Origin of the sequence: Paraburkholderia rhizosphaerae, from assembly GCF_004366595.1 — a bacterium.
GTDB classification, from domain to species: domain Bacteria; phylum Pseudomonadota; class Gammaproteobacteria; order Burkholderiales; family Burkholderiaceae; genus Paraburkholderia; species Paraburkholderia rhizosphaerae.
This window is the reverse complement of the sequence record NZ_SORE01000004.1, coordinates 212565-225798: the sequence shown is the minus strand read 5'-3', so window position 1 is coordinate 225798 and position 13234 is coordinate 212565. Positions and strand designations below refer to the sequence as shown.

10 protein-coding genes are annotated in these 13234 nt (G+C 64.4%); 7 read left to right on the top strand and 3 right to left on the bottom strand.

Translation table 11 applies throughout. The features are described 5' to 3' along the window. The first annotated feature begins 225 nt into the window (after positions 1 to 225). The 4 genes from ku (at position 226) to BX592_RS06900 (ending at position 5306) form a co-directional block, all read left to right on the top strand. The gene (ku, locus tag BX592_RS06915) at positions 226 to 1239 is read left to right on the top strand and encodes a non-homologous end joining protein Ku (RefSeq protein ID WP_134190922.1); all 1014 of its coding nucleotides are present in this window, start codon (positions 226 to 228) and stop codon (positions 1237 to 1239) included. 78 nt (positions 1240 to 1317) lie between these two features. Beyond that, complete coding sequence (gene ligD / locus BX592_RS06910) at positions 1318 to 4155, top strand: DNA ligase D (RefSeq protein WP_134190921.1); 2838 nt, start codon at positions 1318 to 1320, stop codon at positions 4153 to 4155. Between the two features lie 65 nt (positions 4156 to 4220). After that, entirely contained in the window at positions 4221 to 4538 is a 318-nt protein-coding gene (locus BX592_RS06905) for a hypothetical protein (RefSeq protein WP_134191062.1), read from the top strand. A 210-nt stretch (positions 4539 to 4748) separates the two neighbouring features. Further along, on the top strand, positions 4749 to 5306 hold the full coding sequence (locus BX592_RS06900) for a DUF6013 family protein (protein WP_134191061.1): 558 nt from the start codon (positions 4749 to 4751) through the stop codon (positions 5304 to 5306). A gap of 148 nt (positions 5307 to 5454) precedes the next feature. On the opposite strand, the gene BX592_RS06895 is transcribed toward BX592_RS06900, so the two are convergent. After that, complete coding sequence (locus BX592_RS06895; protein ID WP_134190920.1) at positions 5455 to 6270, bottom strand: ABC transporter permease; 816 nt, start codon at positions 6268 to 6270, stop codon at positions 5455 to 5457. Then, positions 6267 to 7031 (bottom strand): ABC transporter ATP-binding protein, encoded by a 765-nt coding sequence (locus BX592_RS06890; protein WP_134190919.1) that lies wholly within the window; start codon positions 7029 to 7031, stop codon positions 6267 to 6269. Before BX592_RS06890 ends, BX592_RS06895 begins: the two co-directional genes overlap by 4 nt. Before the next feature lie 184 nt (positions 7032 to 7215). Here BX592_RS06890 and BX592_RS06885 point away from each other — a divergent pair, with 184 nt between their 5' ends. Further along, the gene (locus BX592_RS06885; RefSeq protein ID WP_134190918.1) at positions 7216 to 9720 is read left to right on the top strand and encodes an AsmA family protein; all 2505 of its coding nucleotides are present in this window, start codon (positions 7216 to 7218) and stop codon (positions 9718 to 9720) included. A 240-nt stretch (positions 9721 to 9960) separates the two neighbouring features. On the opposite strand, the gene BX592_RS06880 is transcribed toward BX592_RS06885, so the two are convergent. After that, entirely contained in the window at positions 9961 to 10452 is a 492-nt protein-coding gene (locus tag BX592_RS06880; RefSeq protein ID WP_134190917.1) for a hypothetical protein, read from the bottom strand. Positions 10453 to 10939: 487 nt separating this feature from the next. Between BX592_RS06880 and BX592_RS06875 the strand changes: the two genes are divergently transcribed. Together BX592_RS06875 and BX592_RS06870 are read left to right on the top strand one after the other, a co-directional pair. Next, positions 10940 to 12577: a sensor histidine kinase gene (locus BX592_RS06875; RefSeq protein ID WP_134190916.1), complete on the top strand. Its 1638-nt coding sequence runs from the start codon at positions 10940 to 10942 to the stop codon at positions 12575 to 12577. 68 nt (positions 12578 to 12645) lie between these two features. Beyond that, entirely contained in the window at positions 12646 to 13137 is a 492-nt protein-coding gene (locus tag BX592_RS06870; protein WP_134190915.1) for a response regulator, read from the top strand. The last annotated feature ends 97 nt before the right edge of the window (positions 13138 to 13234 follow it).

Below are 13234 nucleotides of genomic sequence, written 5' to 3'. Positions count from 1 at the left end.
CGATGCGTCGCCGAACCGGCTACGCGGCCCGTTTCCCGGTGTACCGTTGACAGGCGCGAGCGGGTGACGGCGGCGCCCGTATCTTTTGCCGCGCGCGACGCAAGAGTTACAGCCCGCTCACAGTCGGGTCGCGTCCGAAGTGCGCACGCGCGAACGCAGCCGCGCGCATGCGGCTGCGTGGCATGTTTGCTGCTTCTGCTGAAGTCTGAACCTGGGGAGCGCGGGATGGCACACATGATCTGGAAGGGCGCGATCAGCTTCGGTCTGGTGCACGTGCCGGTACAGTTGTATCCGGCGACGCAGTCGGAGAAGGTCGGCTTCAATCTGCTCGACAAGCGTTCGGTCGATCCGATCGGATATCGGCAGATCAACAAGCGCACCGGCAAGGAAGTAGCGCGCGAGAACATCGTGCGCGGCTTTGAATACGAGAAGGGCAAGTACGTCGTGATGTCCGATGCGGAGATTCGCTCGGCGAACCCCGAGTCGACGCAAACCGTCGATATTCTCGCCTTTGTCGAAGCGCCCGAGATTTCGTTTCTGTACCTCGATACGCCTTACTATCTCGCGCCCGATCGCAAGGGCGAGAAAGTGTATGCACTGCTGCGCGATGCGCTTAAAGACAGCGGCAAGGTCGGTATCGCCAATGTCGTGATGCACAACAAGCAACATCTCGCCGTGCTGATTCCGCTCGGACCGGTTCTTGCGCTCAATACGTTGCGCTGGGCAGCCGAAGTGCGTTCGTACGACGAACTGAAGCTACCGCCCGAAAGTCCGAAAAAGGCAGGCATTACCGCGCGCGAGCTCGATATGGCCAAGAGGCTGATCGACGATATGAGCGACAGGTGGGACCCGTCCACGTATCACGACACGTTCCACGACGACATCATGGCGCTGGTCGATCGCAAGGTGCGCGCGGGCAAGACCGAGGAAATCGGCGAGGTCGAGGAACCGCGCGAAACGCGGCGCAGCGCGGATATCCTGGACTTGAGCGATCTGCTCAAACGCAGTCTCGGCCGCGATAGGCGGAAGCCACCGCGCAAAGCAGCGCCCGCCAAGGCCAGCGGCAAAGGCGAGGACGCCGACGCCGAGGCCGACACCGACACAGAGGCCGACACAGAGGCCGGCACAGAGGCCGGTACAGAGGCCGGCAAGCGCGCCACGTCGCGCCGCACGAAGAGCAAGCCATCCGCGCGGCGCACCGCGAGCAGTTCGGCGCCGCGCAAACGGCGCGCCGCATGACTGTAGGGGCGAAAGTGCGGACGCGCGCCACGCACGCGCCGCATCGCGATACAACGAAGCAGACCGTCACGATGAATCATGGCCGACAAACTCGAGACCTATCACCGCAAACGACGCTTCGATAAGACACCGGAGCCTTCGGGCGCAACGGCACAACGCCGCTCGACGAGCGGGACCGCTGCGCGCAAGTCCGCGCACGCGCTCGCGTACGTGATCCAGGAACACGACGCACGGCGGCTTCACTACGACTTCCGGCTCGAACTCGATGGCACGCTGAAATCATGGGCGGTGCCGAAGGGGCCGAGCCTCGACCCGTCGGTCAAGCGGCTCGCGGTGCACGTCGAGGACCATCCGCTCGAGTACGGTTCATTCGAAGGAACGATTCCGCAGGGGCACTACGGCGCGGGCGAGGTGATCGTCTGGGACCGCGGCACGTGGGAGCCCGCCGGCGGCGAAGACGACGCGCGCGCGGCGTACGCGGCCGGCAAGCTCAAGTTCCATCTGCACGGCGACAAGTTGCACGGCGGCTGGACGCTGGTGCGCAGCCACATGCGCGGCAGCGGCGACAAGGAACAATGGCTGCTCATCAAGGAACGCGATAGCGACGCGCATAGCGAAAGCGAATTCGATGTGCTCGATGCGTTTCCGGGCAGTGTGCTGTCCGACGCGCGCGGCGCGCGCGGTACCGGCGAGAACACCCGCACAGGCAGCCGCGGCGGCGAAGCCGGCAAAGGCGACGCTCGCGGCGGTGCAAAGCGCGTAGCAGCGGATTCACATCACACGCGCGCGGTGATTGCAAAGCCGAAAACAACCGGACGCACAAAGCGCGCCGCCGTCAGCTCACACCCTGACATCGTGGCGACCCGCAACAGCGAATCGCTGCGCGAGCTTGCCGGAAATCCGTCGATTGAAGGCGCGGTCAAAATCGCATTGCCCACGACATTCAAGCCACAACTCGCGACGCTGGTCGATTCGCCACCCGCGGGCGACACGTGGCGCTACGAGATCAAATTCGACGGCTATCGGGTGCTTGCCCGAATCGATCATCGCAATGCGAAGGACCCGGTGCGAATCTATACGCGCGCCGGCAACGACTGGACCGATAAATTCAGCAAGCAGGCGCAAGCACTCGCCGCGGTCGGCGTCGATACCGCGTGGCTCGATGGCGAGGCTGTGGTGCTCAACAACGACGGCATCCCGAACTTCCAGGCGTTGCAAAACGCGTTCGACAGCCATCGCGAGCGTGACATCACGTTGTTCCTGTTCGACGTGCCGTATCTGAACGGCTATGACCTACGCGGCGTGCCGCTCGAGCAGCGCCGTGCGCTGCTGCGCGCGCTACTCGAACCGCTCGGCGATGATTCGCTGCGTTATTCCGCCGATTTCGGCACCGACGCCCAGGCGCTGCTCAAAAGCGCATGCGAGATGTCGCTCGAAGGGATCATCGGCAAGCGCTGCGACAGCCGCTACACGTCGGGCCGCACGTCCGCATGGATCAAACTCAAGTGTCGGCGCCGCCAGGAGTTTGTGATCGGCGGCTATACGGAGCCGGGCGGCAGTCGCACGGACTTCGGCGCGCTGCTGCTCGGCGTCCACGACGCGCACGGCAAGCTCCGTTATGCCGGCCGCGTCGGTACCGGTTTCGATGCGGCGCGGCTGCGCTCGCTGAAAAAGGAACTCGACGCACTCGAAACTTCGCGGATGCCATTTGCGAGCGCGCCGAGCGAACGCAGCCGCACGCCGGTGCATTGGGTCAAGCCGGAACTGGTCGCCGAGTGCAACTTCGCGGAATGGACCGATGAAGGCATCGTCCGTCAGGCATCGTTTGTCAGCCTGCGCCGCGATAAACCCGCGCGACAGATCGTGATCGAGGCAGCGCGAAAAGGAGTCGACGTGCAACAGTCCACCGACGAAGAGCGTGCCGTATCGGCATCGCCATCGCGCAAGAACACGCGCGCGACGAAATCGCAGGATGCGGAGCAACAGAAAGTGGCGACGCCGCGCGCATCGAAAGCAAAACGCTCGACAACCGAAACCGTCGCAGGCGTACGCATCTCGCACCCGGACCGCGTGATCGACAAGCACACCGATGCGCGCAAGATCGATCTGGTCCGTTACTACGAATCAGTCGCCGACTGGATGCTGCCGCATCTGCGCGACCGGCCGGTTGCGCTGGTGCGCGCGCCGGAGGATATCGGCGGCGAACTGTTCTTCCAGAAGCACGCGCAGAAGCTATCGATACCCCATGTGACGCAGCACGAAGGGGTCGACCCGGGGCACCCGCCGCTGATCACGATCGAGACCGTCCAGGCGCTCGTCGGCGCCGCGCAAATGGGCACGATCGAACTGCATACGTGGAACGCGGTGGCGTCGAACATCGAGAAGCCGGACCGCGTCGTGTTCGATCTCGACCCGGACGCATCGCTTGGCTGGGAACGGATGATCGAGGCCGCGCAACTGACGCGCATGCTACTCGACGAACTCGGGCTCGTGTCGTTCTGCAAGACGAGCGGCGGTAAAGGCCTGCATCTGGTGGTGCCGCTCGCGAAGCATGCCGGCTGGGACGAAGTGAAGGATTTTTCGCAGGCGGTCGCGCAGCACATGGCCGCGACGCTGCCGAAGCAGTTCGCCGCGAAGATGGGCGCGCAGAATCGCAAGGGCAAGATTTTTGTCGACTACCTGCGTAACAACCGCGGTTCGAGCACGGTCGCCGCGTATTCGGTGCGGGCACGGCCGGGTCTTGGCGTATCGGTGCCGATCGGCTGGGACGAAGTGAGCGAAACGACGGCCGGCGATCAGTGGAACGTGGCCAATCTGCACGAACGGCTGCAGACGTTGCGCGACGACCCGTGGGCCGCTTACGCGAAGACACGGCAGCGCATTACCGCGGCGATGAAAAAACGGCTCGCGGGCTAGCGCAGGTAGGCGATGGCAATCGAAACGATCCGGAAACGACGGAGAAACAGTACGGAGGACGCATGATGAAAACTTCAACTGAACGCGCCACGGGCGACCAGAAGCCGCCGGCTGAGCGCGACAAGCAACACGCCGGCAAGCAGCACGCCTCGCACGAAGCGTCGGCGCCGCTACCGCACGAGACCGATCAGAGCCCTGAGTCGCAGCATGAGGATGATCCGCGCGGTGTCGGAAAACAGGCGCATCAGGATATCGAGCACGGTCTTGAGGACACCGACCGGCGCGGCGGCGGCGAGTACCAGGAACGCACGCAGAACGACGCGCACGCAAACCGGAATTCGCAGCATAAGGGCGATCGATCGCGCGGCCGCCGCCAGCATTAACCGATGCATGGAGCGGCGATGCGCGCTGCAACACTGGCTGGGCGTGTAGCGCGGGCGCCCGCCCGGGCGGGGTAATACCCGATCCCCACGATGCACGCATGCGCCGCGCGCCGCGTTAGACTGACTGGCAGGGCGTTGCGCGACAGGTCGACGGATCGCGAGTCGCGCTGCCCGCCAGCACAATAACGAGGTGACAGTATGAGCAAAAGCATGCGCATCAGCTTGAGTCTCTGCGCCGTTCCGGTTGCTGCTTCCTTCGTCTGCGCACTTGCTGCGCTGCCCGCCGCCAGCTTCGCCGCAACACCGATCACGGTGACATCGAAGGCGGCCACCGATGGACCGATCCGCTACACGGTGAAGGTCACATCGAAACAGTTCGGCAATGCGCAGGAAACCCGAACGATCCGCTCCGGCGAGACCGACGACTTTACGTGGAAGACCGTGCCGCCGGGCGGCGCGGTGCCGGCGACGAGCGAATGTCCGAGCTACGCATCGCTGCCGATCGACTCGAACGGCGCGATGATCCGTCAGACGCAGATCCGTTTCGCGCCGGTCGTCGCGAAGGACGGCATGGCGACCGTGCAGATGAACTTCCAGGCGCAAACGCCGCACGGCACGAAAGACGTGACGAGCGCAGGCAAAACGATCAAATGTCCGAATTACACCGCGGTGAGCCAGGTGGTGCGCTTCACGATGCCGACCAATGGCAGCACGAAAACCATCACGTTGAGCGATGGCTCGCAGGTGGCGGTGTCCGCGAAGCGTTGAGCGTATCGCTGCGTTTGCAGCCGTGCCAATCGGGCGTCATGCGGAATGTGATGCGGAATGTGATGCGGCGAGCGATGCACTCGGGTGTGATTGCGTGACACTCGCGTGACAATGGCGGTCCACTTCGGCGCCGCCGCATCAAGCCAGTTTATTGCGCGGCGCGCGACCGTTGAGTTCGTTCGATCAGCCGTGACGCCAGAAACCGGTGTTCGGCGGAAAAGAGCCGGCGATACGTCAGCAGCACGGCGCCGACGGTGCCGAGCGCCGACGCGGCCGCGATCAGAAACATGATCACGATCTGGTAGCGGACCGCCTGCAGCGGTGACTGGCCTGCGAGTACCTGGCCCGTCATCATCCCCGGCAGACTGACCACGCCGACCACCGCCATCTGATTGAGCGTGGGGATCATGCCGGCGCGCACCGCGTCGCGCGCGGGGCCCTGCGCGGCTTCCCACCGGGTCGCGCCAAGCGCCAGCGCCATTTCAACGCGATCGCGGTGCGCGGTCAATTCTTCGGTCATCCGTTCGATGCCGAGCGATACGCCGGTCAGCGTATTGCCGAGGATCATGCCGAGAATCGGGATCGCGTACTGCGGCTCGTACCACGGATGAATGCGGATCACGACGAATAGCCCGACCGCGGCCACCAGCCACGAGCTGACCCAGATCGACAGCACGCTGTCCGCGCGCTGGCCTGCATAGGTCCGTTTACCGCGTTGCGCGCCCGCGAAGCCGGCAATCAGCGTCATCACGATCATCAGCGGCAGCACGATGAACCAGTGCGCATGGCTGAATACCCAGCCGAGCACGTAGCCGACCGCCAGCAGCTGGACGATCGTGCGCGCGGCTGCCCACGCAAGCTTGCGTTCGAGGTCGAGCTTGAGCAGCACCGACAACGCGCCGTTCACGAGAATCAGCAGCGCGGCGATGCCGACTTCCCACAGGTGCAGGTCGCGCAATGTCATCGGGTCGACTCCTTGCCGATGGTCTGGTTGCTTTCAGGTTTGCGCGTGAGCGCGGCCGCTACCGGGTCCGGCGCGTCGGCCGCGGGTTCGCTCAACACGCCCGCACGCATCGTCAACTGACGCCTGCCGACGCGCGCGGCTTGAGCCCTGTCGTGCGATACCCAGACGCATGCGCGCGCCGCGGGCGCGTCTTCGAACCATGCATCGATCAGCGCCTCGGTTGCGTCTGTCGATTCGGGGTCGAGCGATGCGGTCGGTTCGTCGAGCAGTAGCACTTCGGGCGCGAGCTGCAGCACGCGGATCAGCGCGACGATCTGCGCTTCGCCGCCCGACAGCTCGCTTGCCTGACGCTCGAGAAAGCCCGCGCCACGCCCGGCGTGTGTCGCGAGCGCTTCGACGTAGGCCGGCTCGAAGCGCACGTCGCGATAGACGGCGAGCGAGAACGGATAACGCAGGTTGTCTTCGACGGTGCCATCCAGCAGCGCGGGCCGCTGCCGGATATACGCAATCGCGCGGCGATAGCGGGGCATCGCGCTGCGCGATACCGGGTTGCCGTGCCAGCGCACGCGCCCGCCATCGAGCGGGTCGAGCAGCGCAAGCGCGCGCAGCAGCACGCTTTTGCCCGAGCCGGACGGGCCGCTGATCGCGACGCGGTCGCCGCCCACGAGTGCGAAGTCGGTCGGCTGCAGCAGCGTCCTGTTGTCGCGCAACGCATCGCGCCGCACGATGCGCTCGGCTTGCACGATCGGAGTAGCCGTCATGTTGTTCTGTCTGTGAGGGGGCCGGCGGGCCGCCAGCGGGGTTGCAAGCGAAGGGTTCGCCGCCATGCATTGCGCAACGTTGCGGCGCGGCTGCCATGGTAAGCCGTGCCGCGGGTTCGGGCAAACCGGGCACGGCATCTGCTGCCCGGATAACGACAGTGCAGGGAACAGGACCGGAGCCCTCATGAATGTCTCGAAGAAGACCCACCCATCGTTCTCGCGGCGCATCGGCAGGATCGTCGCATGGTTCGTCGCCGTGCTGGCGATCCTGATCGCAATACTGACGGTCTTCATTCTGACGTTCGACTGGAATCGCGCGCGTCCGTGGGTCAACGAAAAGGTTAGCGAAGCAATCGGCCGGCCGTTTGCGATCGAGGGCGATCTGAAGGTCGGTTTGCGGCATTCGACGGGTGAGACCGGATGGCGCGCATGGGTGCCGTGGCCGCGGTTTTCCGCATCGAATATCACGATTGCGAATCCGGACTGGACCAAACAGCCGCACTTCGCGACGCTCGACGAGATCAACTTTCAGGTGAAGGTGCTGCCATTGATCGCACACGACATCGTGATTCCGGCCATCCACCTGGTGAACCCGTCGGTCGATGTCGAGCGGCTTATCGATGGCCGCAACAACTGGACGTTCAAGCTCAAGTCGTCCGCCGGACCGACCGAATGGAGGCTCGATCTGCACGATATCGCGTTCGACAGAGGGCGCATCTCAGTGAGCGACGAGCAGAAGAAGGTCGATATGCAGATCATCGTCGATACGCTCGGCAAGCCGATTCCGATCGGTGAAGCGCTGCAGCAGCAGCAGGCGAAATCGCGCAGCGCGTCCGCGCGGGAGGTCGGCAAGGCGGGTGCGCACCAGTTCGAGCGGCAGGCGGAACCGGCCGAAGCATCGGCTGCGTCCACTGCGTCGGGTACGGGCGCGGCTTTGCTGCCGCGCGCACAGGGTGGCGCAGACGCAGTCGCGTCGGGCGCGTCGACGGTGGTGGTCGCGCCGGGCCCGGCCAGTGCCGGGAGCGGCGCGGTCGCGAATGAACGGGCGGGTGCGGGCGGGGTGGCGAGCGGCACAAGCGGTGCAAGCGGCGCGCCTTCAGCAACAGGTCCGCGACGACAGGTGATCGCGCCATACGCGATCGGCTGGTCGGTGAAGGGTACGTATAACAAAACGCCCGTGTCGGGCGATGGCAAGGTCGGCGGCGTGCTTGCGCTGCAGGATCCGGACCGGCCGTTCCCGGTGCAGGCGGACGTGCAGGCCGGCGACCTCCACGTTGCGCTGGTCGGCACGCTGACCGACCCTGCGCATCTCGCGGCGGTCGACCTGCGGCTGTGGCTGCGCGGCACGAGCCTCGATCATCTATATGGACTCACCGGCATCACGCTGCCGCAGACGCCGCCGTATGCGACCGAGGGCCACCTGATCGGTCAATTCAACGCGAGCGGAAACACCTTCACCTATGAAAATTTTACAGGCCGGGTCGGCGGCAGCGATCTGAACGGCACGCTGACCTACGTCGGCCGCAAGCCGCGTCCGCTGCTGCAGGGCGAACTGGTTTCGAACACGTTGCGGTTCGCCGACCTCGCTCCGATCATCGGCGCCGATAGCAACAGGAGCAAGGCCGAACGCGGCGACGCGGTGAAGCAGCCGTCGGACAAGGTGTTGCCGGTCGAGCCGTTTCACACCGATCGCTGGAAGGCGATCGACGCGGACGTCAAGCTGACCGGCCGGCGCATTATCAAGGATCCGAGCCTGCCGATCACCGACCTTTATACGCATGTCGTGATGAAGGACGGAGTACTGACGCTCGAGCCGCTGAAGTTCGGCGTCGCGGGCGGCGCGCTCGCGTCGAACATCACGCTCGATGGTAGCAGCACGCCGCTGAAGGGGCGTTTCTCGACGTCGGCTCGACATGTGAAGCTCAAGCAGTTGTTCCCGAAAGTGAAGACGATGCAAAGCGCGCTCGGCGAGATCAACGGCGATGCGGCGTTGTCGGCGACCGGCAACTCGCCGGCCGCGCTGGCCAGTACGTCGAATGGCGAAGTGAAGCTGCTCGTCACCGACGGCACCGTGAGCCTGCTGCTGATGGAGGCGGCGGGGCTGAACGTCGCGAATGTGATCTACGAAAAGCTGTTCGGCACACGCGATGTGAAGATCAACTGCGCGGCGGCGGACTTCGTCGTGACCGACGGCGTGCTCGATTCCCGCGTATTCGCGCTCGATACGGCTGATGCGGTGATCAATATCGACGGTCAGGTGAATCTGCGCGACGAGACGTTCGACCTGGGCATCCACCCGCATACGAAGGGCTTCCGGATCTTCACGCTGCGCTCGCCGCTGTATGCGAAGGGCACGTTCAAGGATCCGCATGTCGGTGTGAACGCGGCCGCGCTGGCGCTGCGCGGCGGCGCGATGGTGGGCCTCGGCCTGATTAATCCGTTCGCCGCATTGTTGCCGCTGATCGCGCCCAGCAATAACAAGCCACTGCCTTGCGGTGAATTGCTCGCGAATATGCGCGCGAAGCCGAGCGCGCCACCGCCTGGGCACAAGGAGCGCGCGAAGGGGTCACTGCTGACGCCCGACAACACGCCGGCGTCGGGGGCTTCGGCGAGCAAGGGCAAAGCGCCGGCTTCACAAAAGCCGAAGACAAAGTCACCTGAAAATGCGGCGGAGTACAAAGGCAGTTAGTTGAACGTGCGGGTGGGTTTGAAGATTAAAGACAGGAGAGAGTTCGCGCATGCAGCTGCAACGTTGCGCGTGTGTGAATCGACGATAAACCGCGCCTCATAAATCGATGAGAATCGGCGCGTTCGCATGAGCGGCGAAAAGCTCAAAAAACATGGTCCGCAAATGACGAAGGCCGCGCATTCGCTAGCGCGGCCTTTCATCGTGGCGAAAGAGACTCACGCTCTTTGCCGGTGTAATTGCCTACCGCAACGAGCGCGGCGTGGTGTCGCCCGCATCTTGCCGCCGCATGCGCCGCACACCCGCGGCGGACCGTGACGCGCCGAACTCCGGCAGGATGCGCGTGCGTGCGCGGCTTGCAAATACCAGGAAGCCGAAGCCGTCGGCCTCGTACCAGTAACCGCCGTTCTCCAGCCCGTCGAGCGGCTGCTCCAGTGCGTTCGCGATCGATTCGATGCAGCGGCGGCGCAGCTCGGCGGTGGCCGGATACGGCGGCTGCGCACCGCGCACGCAGCATAACAACACGTCGAGCCCGGGCAGCACGTGCGCATACAGCACAGGCTCGTCCTGCGCGCGGGCGCGCGCAATTTTCGTATCGAGCTGACCGAATGCCTTGAAATGCCGTAGTACCGCGAGGAACGACTCGTCGCCGTCCACCTTCGCGCGTCTACGCTTTTTCGGGAAGGACATAAAAATTCGCCTGAAAAAGAATTGCAAGAAACGCAGCGTCCTCATGCGACCACTCCCGGCTTCGCGCGCCGCACGTCGATCTTTTATAGCATACGAAAATGCCGGATTCACGGTGATTCGACATTGTGCCCGTCTAACACCGGCCCGTGCGGAACCATGCCGAATCGCGTCGCCGTGCGCTTTCGCTTTCTGTGCATCTGTCTCCATGATAGACGCATGGGCCGCGCGAATGATTCCGTCACCGATAAAAAAGGCATTTTTGTGTGCGCCAGCACTTCTCCTGCATTATTTCGCCGTGCAGCATCCCGCGGCGCTTCGCATGCGGTATGTCGCGTGGCCGGACCGCGTTGAAATATCGTCGATTCACGTCGATAATTGCCTGATTCCAGCCGCGCAGCTTCGTCGCGCCGGTGCTGCCCGGTCTTCAGGCTACTCGAGGTCGTAGAGGTTGCCTACCCGTGCATCTCCCGATGCTGTGTCTTCGCGCGTCGTCGCTGTTTATCGTCGCGGCCGGAACGTTTGCCAGGCGAATATGAAACTATTCACAAAGGGTCTGCTGCTGATCGCACTGCCGAGCTTGGTCGAGCTCGCGCTGCTGGGGGTCGTGTTCGACACGCAGGAGCAAACCGCGCAAGCGGTGCGCTCGGCTGCCGACAGCAAGCAGATTCTCTATCAAGCTTCCGCGCTCGCCGACCCGCTGTTGCGTCAGGCGGCGCGCGTGCGCACGGGGCTGATCGTTGGCGATGCGGCGTTCATCGATCGTCATGCCGCATGGGTCGACCTGTCGGACCGGTTGATGCATCTCGAGCAACTGGTTGCCGATACCCCGCAACAGCTTGCACGCGTGCACACGATGCGCGACGCTGTCGAGCACTATCACGCGCAGGCGCTCGATGCCGCGCAGGCGCTGCGCGAAGGGCGCAGTGTGAAAACGTATATTTCGCTCGAAGCGAACGCGATGCCCGTGCAAATCGGCATCGTGCGTCACGAACTCGATGCGTTTATCGCGGAAGCGGCGCGTCTGGATGCGCAGCGCAGTGCTTCGGTCGCGCAGACGCGTGCGCGCCAGCAATATGCGCTGATCTTCGCGGTGGTCGGGTCGATGCTGGTCTGGGCGGTTACCGCGCTGGTCTTCGCGCGCAATATCGCGCGCCGTCTGGAAGTGCTGACCGACAATGCCGAGCGCCTCGGCAACGGCCAGCCGTTGAGTGCGCCGCTGGCCGGTAACGACGAAATCGCCGCGCTCGACGCGGCGCTGCACCAGACAAGTGCCCGCTTGCGTGTCGCGGAACAGGAGCAGGTGACCCTGCAAAAGCGGCTGCAGGCGCGCGCGGGCGAACTGGCGAGCGTCAACGAGGCGCTGCGTCAGGAGACGCAGGACAACGAGATGTTCATCTATAGCGTGTCGCATGATCTGCGTTCGCCGCTTGTCAACCTGCAGGGCTTCTCGAAAGAGTTGCAGGTGTCGTGCGACGACGTGCGCGCGACCATCGATGGCGCCGGTTTGCCGGAAGCCGAAGAGCGGCGTCTCGCGCGTGTGCTCGACGGCGATATGCGTGAGTCGCTGCAGTTTCTGCGCTCGTCGGTCACGCGTGCGGCGGCGATCATCGATGCGCTATTGCGCATCTCGCGTGCGGGCCGTCTCGAGTATCAGTGGCAGCGCGTCAGCGTCGGCCGTGTGGTCGCGCGCGCGGTCGACGCATTGCAGTCGCAGATTCGCGAACGGTTTGCGACGGTCACGGTGCGCGATCTGCCGTCCGCATGGGGCGATCCGGCCGCGATCGAACAGGTGTTCAGCAATTTGATCAGCAATGCGCTGAACTTTCTCGATCCGGGCCGGCCCGGTAGGATCGAAGTGGGCGCGCTCGCCGCGGAGCCCGAAGACGACGTGCGGTCCCCGACCCAGATGCAAGCGCAGCCGCAAGCGCCGACGACGCGAACCTTCTATGTGCGAGACAATGGGCTCGGCATTCCGGCCGCGTATATGCCGAAGATGTTCCGCGCATTCCAGCGGCTGCACGGCGATGTATCGAAAGGCGACGGGATCGGCCTTGCGCTCGTGAGGCGCACCGTCGAGCGGCACGGCGGCCGGGTGTGGGTCGAATCGGCGGAAGGCGCGGGCTCGACGTTTTTCGTCGTGCTGCCGGACCAGCCGGTGCGCTCGACCTGAGCGTATCGTGATGCAACAAGTGACGCGCAAGTGACGCACAACAACAGGCGGCTATCGTTGGAGGAAACATGACAGGTTCGGAAGGGGGCGGCAAGACGGTGGGCATCGTGCTAGTCGAGGACGACGACGGGCACGCGACGCTCGTCGAGCGCAACCTGCGCCGGGCCGGCATTTCGAATGGCTTCGTCAGGTTCGCGGACGGCCAGCAGGCGCTCGATTACTTCTTCGGCGACCGGCCGCTCGGCGAACACATCGGCAAGTATCCGCCGCGCGACGATCTGACGAACTACGTCGTGCTGCTCGATCTGAAGATGCCGCGCGTCGACGGCTTCGAGGTGCTGCGGCGGCTGAAGGAGTCGCCTTCGACTGCGGCGATGCCGGTCATCGTATTGACGACGACCGATGATCCACGGGAAATCGAGCGCTGCTACGAACTCGGCTGCAATGTCTATATCACGAAGCCGGTCGAATACGATGCGTTTATCGAAGCGGTGCGCCGGCTCGGTTTCTTCCTGCAAGTGGTTAAGCTGCCGCCGGGGCACCGGATGATCGTCGCATGACGGCGCGCGCTGTCCTTCGGGTAACAACGGTCCGCGCCGCGCTTCTGGGCGCGCGGGCTGCGCACAGCGACCTGCACCCGAACCTGAGCTTGAACCC

Excerpts from the sequence above, each read along its gene's own strand:
- BX592_RS06870 (WP_134190915.1), top strand. The coding sequence starts at position 12,646 with ATGACAGGTTCGGAAGGGGGCGGCAAGACGGTGGGCATCGTGCTAGTC.
- BX592_RS06875 (WP_134190916.1), top strand. The coding sequence starts at position 10,940 with ATGAAACTATTCACAAAGGGTCTGCTGCTGATCGCACTGCCGAGCTTG.
- BX592_RS06895 (WP_134190920.1), bottom strand. The coding sequence starts at position 6,270 with ATGACATTGCGCGACCTGCACCTGTGGGAAGTCGGCATCGCCGCGCTG.
- BX592_RS06885 (WP_134190918.1), top strand. The coding sequence starts at position 7,216 with ATGAATGTCTCGAAGAAGACCCACCCATCGTTCTCGCGGCGCATCGGC.
- BX592_RS06905 (WP_134191062.1), top strand. The coding sequence starts at position 4,221 with ATGAAAACTTCAACTGAACGCGCCACGGGCGACCAGAAGCCGCCGGCT.
- BX592_RS06880 (WP_134190917.1), bottom strand. The coding sequence starts at position 10,452 with ATGAGGACGCTGCGTTTCTTGCAATTCTTTTTCAGGCGAATTTTTATG.
- ligD (WP_134190921.1), top strand. The coding sequence starts at position 1,318 with ATGGCCGACAAACTCGAGACCTATCACCGCAAACGACGCTTCGATAAG.
- BX592_RS06900 (WP_134191061.1), top strand. The coding sequence starts at position 4,749 with ATGCGCATCAGCTTGAGTCTCTGCGCCGTTCCGGTTGCTGCTTCCTTC.
- ku (WP_134190922.1), top strand. The coding sequence starts at position 226 with ATGGCACACATGATCTGGAAGGGCGCGATCAGCTTCGGTCTGGTGCAC.
- BX592_RS06890 (WP_134190919.1), bottom strand. The coding sequence starts at position 7,031 with ATGACGGCTACTCCGATCGTGCAAGCCGAGCGCATCGTGCGGCGCGAT.